This window comes from Taklimakanibacter deserti (genome assembly GCA_003574785.1).
Genome location: QORU01000084.1, coordinates 1 through 540 on the forward strand (window position 1 = coordinate 1; position 540 = coordinate 540).

General features: G+C 64.4%; 1 protein-coding gene. It reads right to left on the reverse strand.

Annotation, left to right across the window (positions count from 1 at the left end):
• Positions 1-478: hypothetical protein (locus tag DS839_RS36065; protein ID WP_438816567.1), on the reverse strand; the 478-nt coding region annotated here is incomplete at its 3' end.
• Positions 479-540 lie beyond the last annotated feature (62 nt).

Sequence of the window (540 nt, forward strand, 5' to 3'; positions counted from 1 at the left end):
GGGCATTGAAAACGGTCTGTCCAAGCGCGTCGTTCACGCTCATCTCGACCACCTCTGCCTGCTCGTCCAAGCCAGTCGTTTCTGCGTCGAGGAACAGGCAGCCATCGTTGATCCAGCACTGCGCTGTCGCGGCACACTCCGCTCGGCGCTCGCGCTGCTCGCACTCAGGGCAGAGCGGCCCGAGCCACCATTCCCTGTCGAACCTCAAGGAGCAGCCAACAGCAGCGCATTCCGCCGTGCCGACCAACTCCCGACCCCGCTCCAGCGCAAGGCTTTGCGCCTGACTCGGGGCGCGGTAAGGGCGCATGGGAAGGCACTGCGCCTTGTCGTAGACCGCGTAAGCGCCGTGCCCCTGCCACACTTCGCCAGCAGCCCACTGCTGCGGTGCTGGCTTGAGCCGGTACAGGCTTTTCAGGTCGGTTCGGCTGAACCAGCCCTTCGCGGTTGCCTCGGCTTTGGGAAGGTACTTCCGGGTCATGCAATACAGCCCCTCTCAACGGCTCTCGCATCGTTCGTGAACGGCACAAGTGCAGGTGCCTC